At 42.3% G+C, this 16,486-nt stretch carries 16 protein-coding genes and 1 pseudogene; 8 read left to right on the plus strand and 9 right to left on the minus strand.

The window, feature by feature from the left end; all coding sequences use genetic code 11:
- Positions 1–15 precede the first annotated feature (15 nt).
- The 5 genes and pseudogenes from KDK67_RS03490 to KDK67_RS03510 all read right to left on the minus strand — a co-directional run bounded on the left by KDK67_RS03490 (position 16) and on the right by KDK67_RS03510 (position 3,055).
- Positions 16–1,506: a glutamate synthase-related protein gene (locus tag KDK67_RS03490; RefSeq protein WP_250867447.1), complete on the minus strand. Its 1,491-nt coding sequence runs from the start codon at positions 1,504–1,506 to the stop codon at positions 16–18.
- A gap of 35 nt (positions 1,507–1,541) precedes the next feature.
- A complete protein-coding gene (locus KDK67_RS03495; protein ID WP_250867448.1) occupies positions 1,542–1,703 on the minus strand; it encodes a rubredoxin in 162 nt (53 codons plus the stop codon).
- A 26-nt stretch (positions 1,704–1,729) separates the two neighbouring features.
- Positions 1,730–2,143 (minus strand): annotated as a pseudogene (locus tag KDK67_RS03500) (DsrE/DsrF/DrsH-like family protein); the annotation flags it as partial.
- Positions 2,144–2,162: 19 nt separating this feature from the next.
- Positions 2,163–2,384: a sulfurtransferase TusA family protein gene (locus KDK67_RS03505; RefSeq protein ID WP_250867450.1), complete on the minus strand. Its 222-nt coding sequence runs from the start codon at positions 2,382–2,384 to the stop codon at positions 2,163–2,165.
- A gap of 149 nt (positions 2,385–2,533) precedes the next feature.
- The gene (locus KDK67_RS03510; RefSeq protein WP_250867451.1) at positions 2,534–3,055 is read right to left on the minus strand and encodes a DUF367 family protein; all 522 of its coding nucleotides are present in this window, start codon (positions 3,053–3,055) and stop codon (positions 2,534–2,536) included.
- Positions 3,056–3,642: 587 nt separating this feature from the next.
- On the opposite strand from KDK67_RS03510, the gene KDK67_RS03515 reads away from it, so the two are divergent.
- The 4 genes from KDK67_RS03515 to KDK67_RS03530 are packed head-to-tail and all read left to right on the plus strand — an operon-like array spanning position 3,643 to position 6,318.
- Positions 3,643–3,990 carry a DUF5518 domain-containing protein gene (locus KDK67_RS03515; protein WP_250867452.1) on the plus strand — a complete coding sequence of 116 codons (348 nt, stop codon included), beginning with the start codon at positions 3,643–3,645 and terminating at the stop codon, positions 3,988–3,990.
- A gap of 30 nt (positions 3,991–4,020) precedes the next feature.
- A complete protein-coding gene (sfsA, locus tag KDK67_RS03520) occupies positions 4,021–4,788 on the plus strand; it encodes a DNA/RNA nuclease SfsA (protein WP_250867453.1) in 768 nt (255 codons plus the stop codon).
- Positions 4,789–4,847: 59 nt separating this feature from the next.
- Positions 4,848–5,474, plus strand: coding sequence for a class I SAM-dependent methyltransferase (locus KDK67_RS03525; protein WP_250867454.1), 627 nt, complete (start codon positions 4,848–4,850; stop codon positions 5,472–5,474).
- A gap of 7 nt (positions 5,475–5,481) precedes the next feature.
- A complete protein-coding gene (locus KDK67_RS03530) occupies positions 5,482–6,318 on the plus strand; it encodes an MBL fold metallo-hydrolase (protein ID WP_250867455.1) in 837 nt (278 codons plus the stop codon).
- Here KDK67_RS03530 and KDK67_RS03535 read toward each other — a convergent pair.
- The 4 genes from KDK67_RS03535 to KDK67_RS03550 form a co-directional block, all read right to left on the minus strand.
- Positions 6,313–7,503, minus strand: coding sequence for an MFS transporter (locus KDK67_RS03535; protein ID WP_250867456.1), 1,191 nt, complete (start codon positions 7,501–7,503; stop codon positions 6,313–6,315). The two genes, KDK67_RS03530 and KDK67_RS03535, sit on opposite strands and share 6 nt — an antisense overlap.
- Positions 7,504–7,543: 40 nt before the next feature.
- Positions 7,544–9,835 (minus strand): ATP-binding protein, encoded by a 2,292-nt coding sequence (locus KDK67_RS03540; protein ID WP_250867457.1) that lies wholly within the window; start codon positions 9,833–9,835, stop codon positions 7,544–7,546.
- A gap of 124 nt (positions 9,836–9,959) precedes the next feature.
- Positions 9,960–11,234, minus strand: a complete 1,275-nt coding sequence (locus tag KDK67_RS03545; protein ID WP_250867458.1) for a Glu/Leu/Phe/Val family dehydrogenase — start codon at positions 11,232–11,234, stop codon at positions 9,960–9,962.
- Positions 11,235–11,536: 302 nt separating this feature from the next.
- Positions 11,537–11,755 (minus strand): hypothetical protein, encoded by a 219-nt coding sequence (locus KDK67_RS03550; protein WP_250867459.1) that lies wholly within the window; start codon positions 11,753–11,755, stop codon positions 11,537–11,539.
- Positions 11,756–12,011: 256 nt separating this feature from the next.
- Here KDK67_RS03550 and KDK67_RS03555 point away from each other — a divergent pair, with 256 nt between their 5' ends.
- Genes KDK67_RS03555 through KDK67_RS03570 form a run of 4 tightly spaced genes read left to right on the plus strand, consistent with a single transcriptional unit; the run spans position 12,012 to position 16,450 of the window.
- On the plus strand, positions 12,012–12,734 hold the full coding sequence (locus KDK67_RS03555) for an ABC transporter ATP-binding protein (protein WP_276575050.1): 723 nt from the start codon (positions 12,012–12,014) through the stop codon (positions 12,732–12,734).
- Between the two features lie 19 nt (positions 12,735–12,753).
- Positions 12,754–14,001, plus strand: coding sequence for a COG1361 S-layer family protein (locus KDK67_RS03560; protein WP_250867460.1), 1,248 nt, complete (start codon positions 12,754–12,756; stop codon positions 13,999–14,001).
- Between the two features lie 4 nt (positions 14,002–14,005).
- The gene (locus KDK67_RS03565) at positions 14,006–15,220 is read left to right on the plus strand and encodes an ABC transporter permease (protein WP_250867461.1); all 1,215 of its coding nucleotides are present in this window, start codon (positions 14,006–14,008) and stop codon (positions 15,218–15,220) included.
- A gap of 15 nt (positions 15,221–15,235) precedes the next feature.
- Positions 15,236–16,450, plus strand: coding sequence for an ABC transporter permease (locus tag KDK67_RS03570; RefSeq protein ID WP_250867462.1), 1,215 nt, complete (start codon positions 15,236–15,238; stop codon positions 16,448–16,450).
- Positions 16,451–16,486 lie beyond the last annotated feature (36 nt).

The following is a 16,486-nucleotide window of genomic DNA, read 5'->3' on the forward strand; positions in this document are numbered from 1 at the left end:
TCTTAAAACTCCTCTTTAGACGTGTTCTATTTCGGTATGATCCGATATCTCCGAATTTGTCGTACAAAGGTCGTTTATACTAAGTTTATGAACATCATCATTTCCTGTCAGTCTTGCGAATGCTTCAAGTTCCTTTGTAGAGACCTTCAGGAAATTTTCCAGTTTTTTCGCAGAAATATCAATCTTCAGCCTTGAACGAAGTTCCGGGTCCTGCGTTGTTACTCCCACCGGACATTTTCCCGTATCACACAACCGATATTGCTGGCATGCACATGCCATAAGTGCGGCTGTGCCAATTGCTATAGCATCTGCTCCCAATGCAAGGGCCTTTGCATAATCGGGTGAGGTCCTCAAACCGCCGGTTATGATCAATGAGATATCCTCTATGCCTTTCTCATCCAGATATCTTCTTGCACGCCAGAGTGCGAAAATAGTGGGAATGGATGTGGAGTTCTTAACAAACTTCGATGCTGCTGCAGTAGCTCCCGGCCTGCCGTCAATAGTGATGAAATCGGGCTTTGCATAAGTAGCAACTTCAAGGTCAGCTTCAATGTTCCCGGCTGCGATCTTAATTCCGATCGGTTTGCCGCCGGAAGTTTCCCTGAGCCATTCCACTTTCTTCTTTAGATCATCCTTGTTCCTGATATCATCAAAGTTAGCGGGGCTTACAATGTCAGTACCTTCGGGAAAGCCTCTGATGTCTGCCAGTTCGGAAGTTACTTTTTCAGCAGGCAGATGCCCTCCCATTCCAGGTTTGGCAGATTGTCCTATCTTTATTTCGATAGCATCTACTTTCTTAAGGTTTTCTTCCGTCACACTGTATCTGTTCGGAACGTACTCGAAAATATACTTGTAGGCATTTTCCATACTCTCTTTCAGGATCCCGCCTTCTCCTGAGCACATTGCTGTCTTTACAGCCGCGCTTCCCTTTGAAAGTGCCTGTTTCACTTCTTTTGAGAGAGCACCGTAGGACATATGTGTGATGAACACAGGTGTTTCAATGACAAGAGGATATTTCGCATTTGGTCCGATAGTGGTAGTGGTGTTTACTGGCACATCTTCGTTCAGAGGCATTTTGGCAAGTTGTGCACCTTTTATGAGTATATCATTCCAGGCGATCACATTCTGCTTTGTTCTCATCGGTTCAATGATCGATTCGCCGGTAATTGATATCTTGTGGATATCCTCCATGAATGTCTCGAACTCATCCTTTGTTCGCCTCCATTCTCCAAGATAGCTTTTAACATCCACCTCCTCAAGGGCAGAAACAGTTACTTTACTCTTGGTGCCACATTTTGGACATGTGACGATCTCTTTGGATGTTACATGTTCAACTTCTTTCTTTTCGGTTGGCATTTGGTGGTTCTTATCAGCACCACAAATCGGACATCTCCAGTCATCAGGAAAATCTTCCGGTTTGGTTCCCGGTCTCACTTCTGTGTCCGAGTCCCCTCTTGTATCATCGTACTCAAAGACATTACAGACATTGCAGCGGTATTCCGTCATTTTTACGGCACCTTCTTTCAATTATCTTAAAGCTATCAGACCGGCATTTGGTGGCTCTTGTCTGCACCACATATAGGGCATTTCCAGTCATCAGGAAAGTCTTCTGGTCTTGTCCCTGGATCAATTCCAAGTTCAGCATTTCCTTCAGCATCATCATATTCAAAAACATTACAGACATTACATCGATATTCCGTCATTTGATTCCCCACCCCTTAAAGTTGATTTAAATGAAAAGTGTTATCTGTGCATCTCTTGCTTCGTTTATATAAGTGCCAACTGCACCATATTCATCGATCCATTCGCTGCGAAGCTCATCAGCCTTAACTCCCATGATCTCCATGGTCATCTCACAGGCCAGGATCTTTCCCCCAAGTTCCTTGTAGTCGTTCATGAGCCTTTCAAGAGATGCAACATTGGCTTGTTTCATCCGTCTCTTAATCATCCATTTTCCAAGTCCCAGCATGTTCATCTTGGACAATGGACCTTTTTCAAGACCGCCCTTCTTCAATCTTTGAAGTCCCCAGAAAGTAAAATACATGGAAACATCCATTCCCATGGCCAGTGCACCATTTCCCAGAATAAGGGCACTGTAAAGTTTATCCATATCCCCGCTATGGACTATTATGACAGTTTTATCGGTCGAACGTACTCCCCCTTCATTTTCGTATCTTTATCTTCCACTCTTTATCGTCTTCTTTTATATCGATGATCTCCAGCCCAAGTGCCTTACAAGCCATCGGAATTTCCTTCTTTGAAGCCGGATGTGTTCCAATAATAGTTACTTTATCACCTGATTCTGCTTTTCTCAATGCCTTTCGGCATTCTACAAGAGGTACGGGGCAGGTTTCCCCCCGGGTGTCGATCTCAATTTCAGCCATAATATTCTCCCATGATCTCTGTAAGTCACAAAACGATACTACGCCACACTATAATCCCAAAGAAAATATCTTCATCATACTATTAAAGGATTATTATCTCGGTAAAAAAAGTGTAATTGCCAGTTTGACAGCAATCATTTTCTGCTTTTTCACATGTATTCGCTTTGTATCTTTATGATCTCATTACTGTCCTTGGCTTTTGAATAATCTTCAAGTGGCTCTTTGTTCATATCAAGGAACACATGTCCCCAGTTGAACTTTGAAAGTATCCTTTCAGCCTGTTTCTTGTTGCCCAGGATGTATAGTGCTGCTGCGAATGCTTCCACTGATGTGAGCTTGAAAGGTCTTCCGAAATTGACTGGATTGGTTGCTACAAGGTAGGGAAGAGCACGATGTTGTAGATGTAATCTCATGAGGTGCGGAAATACTTCTTCTACTGTCTCCCAGGAGCAATCAAGTACGGTGATGTTCTGTTCGTTCTTGTCCGCAGGGGACAATGCCTGCTTTGCCATGGGATCCAGTAATATGGAGCCACGGGGAATCTTCTGTACTTTATCAAAGATACGGGCAAGGTCAAAACGCGCCATTTTTTTCCCGGTACATTTTTTCGGGTCACACTGTTTAGCATGGAAAATGTGAAGGTGATAATCTTTATCTATCTGCTTCTTCATGGATCATAGATTAGTTTTTTAAGCTTATATTCTTTGGGCAGCTTCCATGTCGGCTTAGTTCCTTTGGAATTGGCACAATGTGAATTCAGTTTGCGTATATGTATCGATTGTATATACAATAGCAAACTCAGGCATGATCTATATTATTTCACATAACAATGCCTTATGAAGTGTATTTCAACGCTGATCACTGTGTGTGAATATTTTTATGAAATGTATTCCTACACTTAAAATGGGGTGTTATGTTCAAACCAATGCAATCAGATCCAAAAATGAGGGGGATCCCGACACTGAGCAGAGCCCAGTGCCGGGTTCAAAGTGGTGGTGGTAGTACATTCGTTTTTTCCTAAAAAGTGTATCCAAATAGGGTTTGGCTATAAGTATAATACTTCTTAGTACTCTCGAGCTATGAACTCATTGTATATATATGTTAACGCTATGAATATTTCAAATTGTACAAAACGGGCATGTCTACAGTTCGGTCTAGTTGTATTTCCCTTTTTTTAGAATAGGCTACAATGTAAATATGATGTCAATATAGATAGCTACATTTCCATTTATACTAAATAACAGGACAAGGTGTCTAGATGAACATTATTAAAGGAGCTATCATAGGATCGATCTGTACGTTAGTTCTTTACATGGTACCGGTCTTAAACGCACTCTCACCGTTCTTTGGGTGTGCTATCGGTGGATATGTGGCAAAAGAAGGTGGTATTGGCGGCGTCAAGGTTGGTCTGCTGATGACATTGTTGTTTGCTGTACCTGGATTCCTTATCTCAGGAGTTTTTGTTGCACTAATGTCCGAAATACCAGTGATCGGTGCAATTTTGGCAGGTTCAGGTATCGTTATTACAATTGCTATTATGATCTATACTGCGATCTTCGGTATCATTGGCGGTGTTGTTGGTGGTGCCGTGGCTGATGATCGATAACCTTACTCTTATCATCTAAGGAGTATTTTGATGGTTCGCAACGATCTGGTCATGGAGATCCCCTGGGATGTTGAAGCTACACTTCTGTCAAGACCTAACAGGTTTCTTGGCATTGTAGAGCTGGACCCATCCACTTTTCCATCATCCAATTTCACTTCTTCTTCTGGGTTCATTCAGGAGAAAGTTCACATTCATGATCCCGGCAGGCTTGAAGACCTCCTTTTTCCCGGGAACAGGCTGCTTTTAAGAAAAGCTACCAATCCCAAGCGTAAAACAGGATGGGATGTAATTGCTGCAAAGGCTGATGACGGTTGGATATTGATAAATTCGGCATTCCATCGCAAAATAGCTGAATGGGCAATAGCAAATAAGGTATGCTCCTGTTTTGAAAATGTGCTTGAGGTCATACCCGAACAGAAATTCGGGGATAGCCGTCTGGATTTTTTGCTGAAGAAAAGTGATACTGAATTATGGGTCGAAGTAAAAGGGTGCACACTTATCGATGGTAGTACTGCCACTTTTCCTGATGCTCCAACTACAAGGGGGAAAAGGCATGTTGGGGAGTTGAAAAAAGCATTGGAAAGTGGATCTGAGGCACTTATAATGTTTATCGTTCTCCGAAAAAATGCTTCCTGTTTTAAAGCGAACGCGAGTATTGATCCTGATTTTGCAGAAACTTTCAAGGATGCTGTCAATGCCGGGGTGCAAGTATGTCCTTTAGTGTTCAGCTATGAGGGAAGGGAATTATTCTATATGGGAAAGGTTCCTTTATGCACTGAAGAATACAATTCCATTTAATAATTGATGTGTTTACAGATATAATTCCGGTTAATAATGTTACTTTAGGAGTGTTAAAAATGAATGTCAAGGAAACGGTCAGGATGCATTCCAGGCCAACAGGGGAAGAAGGCAAGGAGATAGGTCTGGAAATGAACGAGCATCATTTTAAGCTGTGGGGATGGGGACTTAACCATGTTAGTGTTGAACCTGACTCCAGCATACTTGATGTTGGATGTGGCGGCGGTCGTACTGTCAGCATCCTTGCAGAACTTGCAGAAAAGGGCAAGATATATGGTATCGATCACTCACAGGATATGGTGGATCTTGCTACTGAATACAACAGCAAGGAAGTAGACCTTGGACGTGTGACCATCATGGAGTCCTCGGTCTCAGAACTACCGTTCCCGTATGATAAATTCGATCTTGTGACCGCATTTGAGACCTGTTATTTCTGGCCGGACCTTGAGGAAGGTCTAAGGGAGATCAAGCGCGTTCTCAAAAAAGGCGGTACGCTTCTGATCGTCAATGAAATGTACGACCATGAACTTTTTACTGAGCGTAATTCTCCTTATAATACTGCAAAGGGAATGAACATCTACTCTGCTGAAGAATACAGGAAAGCACTCACTAGTGCAGGGTTTTTAGCTATTGAGATCGATGAGGTCCCTGAGGACAATTGGATAACCGTTGTAGCAAAGAAATAAGATATCCATGCAGCTCACAAGGCATGTTCATGCAATAAAGATACCTTTTACCCTGATGGGTAATTCTGGTGAGCGGATCGAACGTTATGTTCATTCATATCTTATCTATAGTCGTGATGTTTGCCTTGTAGATTGCGGGGTCGCTGGGTCGGAGAAGATCATCTTCGATCATATTAAGGCGACAGGAAGGGATCCAAATGAGATCTCACTTATCGTCCAGACGCATTCCCATGCGGACCACACAGGTTCCACTCCTGCAATAAAAGAGCTTACAGGTTGCAAAGTAGCAGCTCACAGGGAGGCCGTTGAGTGGATCGAGCATCCGGACATTCAGGCAAAGCTACGTCCAGTTCCGGGTTTTGAGAATATTACCGGTGGTTCGGTCAAGGTCGATGACATTCTCGAAGATGGTGATCTCATCGAGCTTGATGATGTTCTCTCCCTGAAGGTCATGCACACTCCGGGACACTCTAGAGGTTCCATCTCTTTGATGCTACTCCCTGACAACGTATTGTTCACGGGAGATGCTCTTCCTCTTGTTGGCGATATTCCTATATATGAGGATGTTGAACAAGTTCTTTCATCTCTCAGAAGGATAAAGGATGTCGACAACATCGAGACCCTTCTATCATCATGGGACGATCCTGTAAAGGGTGAGGATGCCTACAGTTATATCGATGGCTGCATCGAACATATCCATTGTATCCATGAAGCTGTTGTTGAATTCTCTTCAGTTTCATGGGAAAAGGTAATGGATGAGATCGGTTTGGAAGGTGTGGCCATAAATCCTCTTGTTTTGAGGTCGCTTGAAGCTCATTTGAATACGGATATCGAGCTTTTATGATCTCGTTTCCTTCTTTTTCCTCAAAACCATCCAGACCATTATTCCTGAGAGCACTATCATCAAACTGCTGATCTGGAATGGCGTTTCAAAGCTGACATATCCTCCGAAAATTCCGCCGATGAGGGGACCTACTGCAACTCCTGCTGCCTGTGCACTTGTGATGGTGCTTATCCGGCTGCTGATGTTGTACTCTCCTACAATATCGACCGCAAGGGCAAGTAGCGGGGTTTCAACTGCTGCCATGGCTATTCCCTGAAGTAGCCTTAAGAATATGAGTGAATTAATGTCTGGTGCATAACCAAGGGCAAAAACTATCAGAGCATTGAAGAATATTCCGCAAAGGATCGGTAGTTTTCTTCCAAAGCGGTCTGAGAACATCCCGATAGGCACTTGAAATATTATTCTCGAGATCACGTATGCAGACAGGGCAACACCAAGCAGGAGTTCGCTTGCACCCAGTCTTGTCTGGTATGCAGGAAGGAGTGAGAGGATCAGCATTATTCCCACAAGCATCATGAACATTGCAACAGCAAGCACTCTGATGATGAACGGATCATCAACATGTGACACTTCAACAGTGGCTACTTCATGTGATCTTGTTTCTTTCACGAAGACAGCGATCATGAATGCACTTATCATCACAAGGGCTGCACTTACATAGAACCCTGCAACAAATCCATAGTATGTCACCACCGCACCGCCTACAAGCGTACCAATTCCAAAGGAAGCTCCGCGCAGGGTGGAATATATGCCGATGGCCTGACCTCTTACTGTGGATGTTGAAAGATGAGTGATCATTGTAACGATGGCAGGAATTGTTGCACCTATTGCAATTCCCTGAACCGTCCTTAAGACAAGTATAGATTCAAAAGACTCTGATACAGAATAAAGATAGCATATAATTGAAAAAACAGCATATCCGAGGAGCAGAAAACCTTTCCTTTTATTGAGTTGTTCGCTCAATCTTCCCATGTATGGTTGGGAAATGGAATTAGCCAGCCCGAAAACAGTTGTTGCAAGACCTGCTTTGAGTACTATAGGCATGTCCTGAAGGATGAGGGAATCTATGTTCGCAACATACAATGGAATTATGAATACCATCATTCCGGTTGCAAGGTCCTTGAATATTTTGGACAATGAAAGAATGTACAGCTGATGGTCAACAAGACGGCTGATTCCAGGCATGTATATATTTATTTGTAATGGATGTGATATAAATTATTCATTACTGTCCATTATCCTGTCTTACTATCCCTTCTACCGGAATAGTGAACGTGAATATACTTCCCTTACCCTTTTCACTATCCACCCATATATTCCCTCCGTGCATTTCAACAAAGCTCTTGACAAGGGCAAGTCCGAGACCGGTGCCCTGATAGTTCCTTGAAGCAGCGGAGTCTATTTGTTGGAATGGCTGGAAGAGCTTTTCGATGTCTTTCTTGTCTATTCCTATTCCGCTATCTTTTATGCGTATCTGTACAAGTTCGTCATCATAGAGAGCTTTTATGGAGATTGCACCTTTCTCATCAGTGAATTTAATAGCGTTACTTAATAGGTTGTAAAGTATCTGTTTAATTTTCTGTTTGTCAGCAGTTATCAATGAGAGTCTTTCATCGAGATCTGTAGCTATTTCAATGCTCTTTTCTACTGCAAGTGGGTTCAATAGTGTCACAACATTTGTGATGATATCACTTATGGGGAACGTTTCATAGTAAAGTTCCATCTTTCCAGACTCTACTTTTGAGAGGTCGAGAATATCATTGATGAGACTTAACAGGTGTTTGCCTCCGGTCAGGATGTTATTGGCATACTTCTCCTGTTTGTCATTGATGTCCCCAATGGTCCTTTCCATAAGGAGTCCTGAAAAACCGATTATAGAGTTCAAAGGTGTTCTTAGTTCATGGCTCATGTTTGCGAGGAATTCGCTCTTTGTCTGGTTCGCGGCCTCAGCAGCCAGTTTAGCTTGAATTACTATATCCTCTGCTTTTTTTCTTTCAGTGATGTCAACAATTATTCCATGGAGGTGCTTGATCTCGCCGTTTTGATCACTATGGGACAGGGTCTGTTCTTCCACCCAGTGAAGATACCCTGATCCCGATATTATCCTGTATTGGCTGATGAAATTTGGAACATTCCTTTTCAGACTTTCTTCGAGTCTGTCTTCTACACGACTTATATCATCAGGATGGATTATGTCTGCATAGTTAATCGTATTTGAGATAAAATCATTGGCACTGTAGCCAAATTGAGTGACATTTTCAGAAACGAGCTCTACGGGCCAACCCTTTTCATTTTTCCACTTGAACACGGTTGCCGGGCTATGGTCAATGATATTGTTCATCTCTTCATTAAGTTCTTGTGAACTCTGGAGGGTACTAAGAAGCTCGTTCAGGCCAATGGGGATCTTTTCGAGATCTGCACCTATATTTGTATTTGCCCGGGCCTTGAGGTCCCCGTTCAAAGCAGAATCTGCAATTTGCTTGAAGTCGTCTACAATGTCTTCGATTCTTTTGCTTATTGTATTTGCTGTTAAGGACGCAACGACTCCCATAAAGATTATTGCGATCGCTGAGAAGGATGCCAGTTCATTCCTTAAAGAAACTACTCCTGCAAGCATTTCTTTTTTTGGGACTACAAGCACGAACGAATAGTTTCCTTCTTTTAATGGTTCATAAAATGCGATGACCTCTTTTCCTGTGGTGGGATCAATTGTTTCGATCTGCCCACTTTTCCCTTCTTCGATATCTTGTGACATTTCATGGATATGGTTATTGAATTCGCATAGGGATTTGTTACCTATCCAGTCTTTATTGGTAGGGCGTGACAAGATCATCCCTTTGTTGCTGCTAAGGAATGCATAACCCGACTCAAATATCGTGATGTTGTTGATCATACTGTCAAGATCGTTCAGTGATACGTCGACACCGCCGACCCCTATGAACTCACCATCAGAGAATATGGGCGTTGAATAGCTGATGACAATTTTATCATTGTACCAGTAAGGTTCAGTGATGATATCGGTCTTTAATAATTTAGGTGATGAGTAATAAGCCAGATCTTCGTAGTTCTTTAAAGGCTCTAATTCTATGGTACCGGTCAATTTGTTCCAGTATGGGATGAACCTGCCTGTGGTATCATGACCTACTGCGTTGATATATTGCTTGTCTTTTCCATCGAATGCATCGGGTTCAAATGCGACATACACTCCAATGAGTTCAGGGTTTTGGATGAGTATTTCCCGAAGGACCTGATTTGCTTCATCTCTGTCTCGCGTTGCATCGTTTGTCATTGAGTACGCGATCGTTCTTCCGATGGTATGGCTTCTCACCATATCACCGTTGAACTGATTTGCATATTTACCGGCAGTCTCTTTAGCTTGTTGATAGGCAAGTTCTTCGTGCTGGGTCGTTGAAGTTGATATGATCAGAAAACTTGATGCTATGAGCACAAGAAATGTTCCAATAACGATGTAAATGGTTAGTCTTTTTCTGATCGAAATATTATCAAGATAATTCAAATTAACTCCATGTCATAAATTTGATCGGGGTATATTTTGCACACGTAAATATATATTTTATTTAATTATACCTCTTATCATAACTAAATTTATTTAATACTTGTGCAAGTATTTTAAGGCACATTCAAAGATTTCCACGCAATCTTTCGGCTTCCAGTATTCTTTCAATAGAAAGCTGGAGGGCTGCTCTTCTCATACTGCATTTTTCTTCACAATAAATTGGATATACTGTTTCAAAAGCTGTCATCATCTTTTTTCTTAGCTTTTCGAGGATCTTCTCTTCTTCCCAGTAATCCTGATTGAGGTTCTGTATCCATTCAAAATAACTAACAACAACGCCGCCGGCATTTGCCAGTATATCCGGTATCACCAGTACAGAGCGTCCAAGCAGGATCTGACTTGCTTCGCTAGATGTAGGTGCATTTGCAAGTTCAAGGATTATTTGTGCTTTTACATTATTTGCATTTTCAAGATCGATCTGATCTGAAAGCGCTGCTGGGATAAGCACTGTACAATCCGAGGTGATCAATTCCTTATTGGTTATCTCTTTTGCATCAGGAAAATCCATCAAATGACCTGTTCTGGATTTGTGTTCGATAACAGCTGGGATGTCAAGTCCTTTTTCATTTAATATCCCGCTAGTTGAATCACTGACCGCACATACTTTGTATCCTTTTTCATGAAGAATGCGGGCTGCGTTCTTGCCTACATTTCCAAATCCCTGTACTGCGATCTTGATGTCCGATCCTGTAATGCCCAGTTCGTTAAGGGCTGCTTCGAGGATATAGACGCCCCCAAGGGCTGTTGAATACTTCCTCACTTTGCTGCCGCCGAGGGCTAATGGTTTTCCTGTTACGATGGATGGGACATGTTCTCCCTTTATCCTTTCGAATTCGTCCATTATCCACACCATTACCTGTTCATCGGTATAGACGTCTGGTGCGGGTATGTCCTTAAATGGACCAATATAGTCGGACATTTCACGGATATAGGCGCGTGTGACCCGTTCGAGCTCTCCCCTGCTAAGCTCCTTTGTGTTCACGACTATCCCTCCTTTTGCACCTCCGAAAGGGATCTCCACTAAAGCACATTTGATCGCCATGAGGAATGCAAGGTTCTGAAGATATTCGACGGTAAGTTCAGGATGATATCGTATCCCTCCTTTGGTGGGACCCCGGGCATCGTTGTACTGAACTCGGTGACCGATGAACATCTTTGTTTTTCCGGAATCCATACGTACCGGGAAATGAACTGAGAATGAGCGTCTGGGTGTGTCCAGAATGTCTATCTCTTCCATTTTCATATCTAAACGTTCATGGATACTATCCATTTCCATCTGGCATAGTTTGCAAGTTGATGCACTATCCGAATGAATACGTTCTAATTTATTATTTGGCAAGTTCATCCCTCCATTCTGTATTGATAATTTGTATATGATAGTTAATATTCGTTTTCTAAAATTGCTTCTTGTGAAATTTGCAGAAAGGTAAGGGTCCTTAAAGAAAGAATATGGCACTAATTTTTAGCAACACGTGACCTTTTTGCTAAAGTATCAATTTATTTGGTGGGGGTGATGCTTGCACTTTTCTTCGGAATCTTTGGTGCAGTAGCTTATTTTTTCATTGGCAGGAAATAAGTTCCCTGCCGTTTCTTATTTATTTTTAATATTGCTACGTTGGACCAAAATTCAACAAAAACCGTTCACTGTTTTCTTAATCTGGGTGCAAGCTCCCTTGGGATCCTTTTGTATCCCATAAGGTAGATGCCAAGTATCATCAGGATGAACGACTGGAAATATGTTATGTTGCTGTTCGAAATGTAGGGTATGCCAATTCCAAATAGATTGTTCAAAGCAGAAAGTAAGAATACGAATCCAATTATTTCGCTTATGATGTTTTGATTCTTGTCGATTATCCCCATAGTTGATCTCCATTACTGTTGACGGAATTTGCTGTTAAATGTTGGTCTTTTGGGTTAATAAAGGTTCGGCTTTGTATATGTCATTAAAATGACTACTCAGGGGGTCAATGTTTACGATATATGCTAACTCTTAAATAAGCAGAGACTCAATATTTCTATTAAGTTATTTTTGTGGACAACCCTCGTTTATATTTCACTAATGTTATATTAATCATAGAAAACATTGAGCTATTTATGGTCCTTTAGAGGTGACTATTTGAAAACTATAGAGAATCCGGAAAATGATGATCCTGCTGTTGTAAGGGCGAATGATGTTTGTCGTTCTTATCAGGTAGGTGATATGATGGTTCCAGTTCTTAAAAATGTGAACCTGCTTGTTAAAAAAGGAGAATTTGTAGCTATAATGGGTCCTTCGGGTTCAGGTAAAAGTACACTTATGAACCTTATAGGCTGTCTGGACCGGCCTACATGTGGTAGTGTCATTCTAATGGGCAAAGATGTGAGCACTATTTCTGATGATGAACTGGCAAGACTTCGGGGGCTGGAAATTGGTTTTGTGTTCCAGAGCTTCAATCTTGTTCCGAGGCTGACAGCTCTTGAGAATGTAGAACTTCCTACCTATGCCAATAGCAGGCCAGGTGTTGATAATAGAAAACATGCAAAGGAGCTTCTGGAATTGGTGGGGTTGGAAGATCGAATGAATTACCGTCCAACTGAACTTTCAGGCGGGCAATCCCAGAGGGTGGCTGTTGCACGTTCTCTGATCAATGACCCTTCCCTTATCCTGGCTGATGAGCCTACCGGAAACCTTGATTCCAAAACCGGTAAGGAGATAATGGACCTGTTCACTGATCTCAACAAAAAGGGACGTACTGTCATAATGATCACGCATGATCCAAATCTTGCAAAAATATATGCTGACCGGGTGATAAACCTGAAAGATGGATCTGTCGAAGACCGTACTGATGTCATTAATTGATAGAAGGGTGGAGTATATTGTGAAAAACTATAAAAGACCAATCGGAATTCTGGTATTGTTAATGGTATTGTTTGTTGCTTTAGCTCCCATACTTGCTGGTGCAGAATCTTCCAGCAGTACATTAAGGGCGGACCTCTTGAGGTACGATCCCTATCCTGCAGAAATAGGTGCTTACGTGGATGTATGGATTAAAATTGAGAACTTTGCAGCCGGTACTGCTGAAGATGTCACAATTAAGATCGAGCCTGATTATCCTTTATCACTGGATTCAGAAAACAATGCCATGGAGAATTTCGGCATATTACCTCCTGACAGGGCTGCTATCCATGAGTATCGTCTTTATGTGGATGATGGTGCAAAGGCAGGTACAGGCAGTTTTGACATACTGTATCGTGCGAGTGATGACTCCTCCTGGCAAAAAAGTACTTTTGATATCAAAGTAGGCTCCACCACTTTTGATAGCAAAGGTACCGTGGGACTCTCAAATATAATCGCTTCTCCTGAGGTCTTTATGCCAGGTGATGTGGGTAGTGTGAGCTTTACCCTGACAAATACTGCCCAACAGAGTACGATCCTTATTGATGATGTGAACTATGATACTTTTGCAAGGGTACAATCCGCAACACTCATAGGTACTGATACGATCACCGTGACCAGTCAGCCTTATGAAGGTAAGGGTGTCCTCGGACAGGGAGATTTCGTGCAGGTCACTTATAATCTCAAGGTAAGTGATTCGATAGAAGATGGTACTTATTTCCTTGATCTTGTCATGATAGGTAACTCCCACTCTTTTAATAATAACTGGATGGTACCTGTCGTTGTGGAATCCTCATCGGTGAGGGTAATTCCTTCCATGCCTCTTGTTCTGGAGAATGGTCAGGCGAACCTGGAGTTCGATGTTGCGAACATCCATCCGAATGCACTATCTTCTGTGCTTGTAGAACTTGAAGCAGATGGTGTTGAGTTCCTTCCGCAGGAATATTTCGTTGGCTCCATGGACTCGGATGAACTGTTCACCATTGAGGTCGAAGCACAGGCAGAAGATCCTGATAAGACCGGTACGGTGAATCTTACTATCAATACGAACTACAGGAATGGGTTGAATGAACACGATGAAGTTGTTGGAACACGTGTCCTTACATTGAAACATGTGGGGGAGGACAACGATCACACTACACTGGTGGTCCTGTTAATTGGAGGTGTCATTGTAGTTGTTGCTTATTACTTGTACCGAAAGAAAGGTCTAAGGATATCCATGGAAAGCTGAGATCATGGTAAAACTCTCACACGCTGTGAAGATCGCACTTGGAAGCATACGTAGTGCTAAAATACGCTCTGCCTTGACCACACTTGGTATTATCATAGGTGTGGCTGCTGTCATTGTGAACATTTCATTGGGCGTGGGGTTTAGCCAGAGCTTTGAAGATAACATTGGAGCTGTAGGCTCTAATTTCATTGTTGTTTTTACGCAAAAGAACAATGTCTTCCATGATAACCAGCTTGAAGTTGTAAGGAACACACAGGGTGTTGAGGCGGTATCGCCTGTCAATGGACAAATAGGTACTGTCACGTATCAATCTTCGAGTCGAAGTGCCACAATAAATGGTGTCCGTTCCGAATATGGGGAAGTTGGGAATATTGTCATGGAAAAAGGTCAGTTCCTCACTGATCAGGACCAATTCGTTGCTGTGATAGGTTCGGATATAGCATATGATAAATTTGAAAGGAACCTTTCTGTAAAGAACTCCATCAATATTTCCATTAATAATATCGATGGTACTGTAAGCACCCACAAGTTCACGGTGAAGGGTATAGTTCTGGATCCAGATGCTACTTATGTTGCCCCTGAGCTCGATCCAAGGTTCAGGGTATTTATTCCCCTGGATGTGATGCAGGAGATGCAGGGTGTAAATGATATTGGTTTTTTTTTCATAAAAGCTGAGAGCCTTGAAGTCCTTGAAACCGTTACTGATGAGATCGACGAGAACCTTGCAAGATCTGTTGGTGTCCCCAGCCGTGATCTCGATAATGAGGACGCAAAACCTTATGTGATCTTCAGCCAGCAGGATATTCTTGAACAGCTCAACCAGATCTCCACTGCACTCACCTCGATATTGACAGTTATTGCACTGATAGCCCTTCTTGTTGGTTCCATTGGTATAACTAACATCATGCTCGTGACGGTCACTGAAAGGACAAAAGAGATAGGCATCCTTAAGTCTCTGGGATTCACTTACAGGGATATTCTTACACTTTTTGTTGTAGAGGCAGCCATCATTGGTTTTTTAGGTGGCATCTTTGGTGTTATCCTGGGAGTTATAGCTTCTTACTTCGTAAATCAGTACATAGATGTGCCGTTCGTTTTCCCGATATCTCTTATCTTCCTGGGATTTGGGATCGCACTTTTTGTTGGTGTGGTAGCAGGCGTTTATCCTGCCAATAAAGCGGCTAAAATGGACCCGGGGGAATCACTGAGCTATGAATGAAAGGGGTGTTCCGGTATGCTGAAGTTCTCACAGGCTCTGCATTTATCGATCGGTAGTATCAGTAGCTACAAGCTTCGATCTGCATTAACAACTCTTGGTATCATCATAGGGATAGCTGCTGTTGTTGCAAATGTATCTCTTGGTGCAAGTTTTAATCAGTTCTTTGTTGATGAGCTTGGGTCTCAGGGCTCGAACTTCATTGTCATCTATAGTGAGGACATCAATCTACTCTATGACAACCAGCTTGAAGCTATAAGAAACACTCCAAAGGTCGAAGGTGTTTCCCCTATACGGCAGCAATTGGCGGGTGTTACTTATATCAGTACTATCAGACAGATCGATATACAAGGGAGCTCGGCTGATTATGAAAAGATCGGCAATATACAGTTGGAGGTTGGGAATTTCTTTTCGGACCAGGATAAATATGCTGCTGTATTGGGTTCAGATGTTGCATATGAAAAGTTCGACCAGAAGATCTCTTATCGCAATTCTATTGATATCGAGTTCATACGCAGGGATGGTACACCTGTAAAACACAGTTTCAAAGTAATTGGTATCATTGATAGTCCGGATACTACTTTTATACAGACCGGGGCTGAATCCGATGTAAGGATATTCATTCCGATAGATACGATGAACGAGATGCTGGGAATTGAAGATTATGGTGGATTTTCAATAACAGTTGAAGATGCTGAATCGGTACGTCCTGTTTCTGATGAGATCGATAAGAAGATCGCCAGAAGCCTGGGAGTTTCTGAAAGGGAGCTTGATAATGAGGATGTAAAGCCTTATACCATATTCAATCAGGCTGACATTCTTGATCAGCTTGATGAGCTTTCAGCTGGTCTTACTTCTCTTTTTATCTCAGTTGCACTCATCTCATTGATAGTCGGCTCCATTGGGATCATGAACATTATGCTTGTGACCGTTACCGAAAGGACAAAAGAGATCGGTCTGTTAAGGTCATTGGGTTTTACGAAGTCCAATATCCTTTCCCTTTTTATCACAGAATCAATAATACTTGGGCTTATAGGAGGTATCTTGGGGACGATATTGGGTTTAGTCGGTTCTTATGCTGCAGTGACTATCCTTGGTCTGCCTTACATTTTCCCCATGTACCTTTTCGTTCTGGGCGTTGGCATAGCCGTTGGTGTAGGTTTGATCGCAGGTGTCTATCCTGCAAACAAAGCTTCAAAGCTTGACCCTGTGGATTCTTTAAGAAAAGGCTAATGTAAAGCATATCTTATGGATGGATCATTTTATTCG

It is taken from the genome of Methanococcoides seepicolus, assembly GCF_023684405.1.
GTDB classification, from domain to species: Archaea; Halobacteriota; Methanosarcinia; order Methanosarcinales; family Methanosarcinaceae; genus Methanococcoides; species Methanococcoides seepicolus.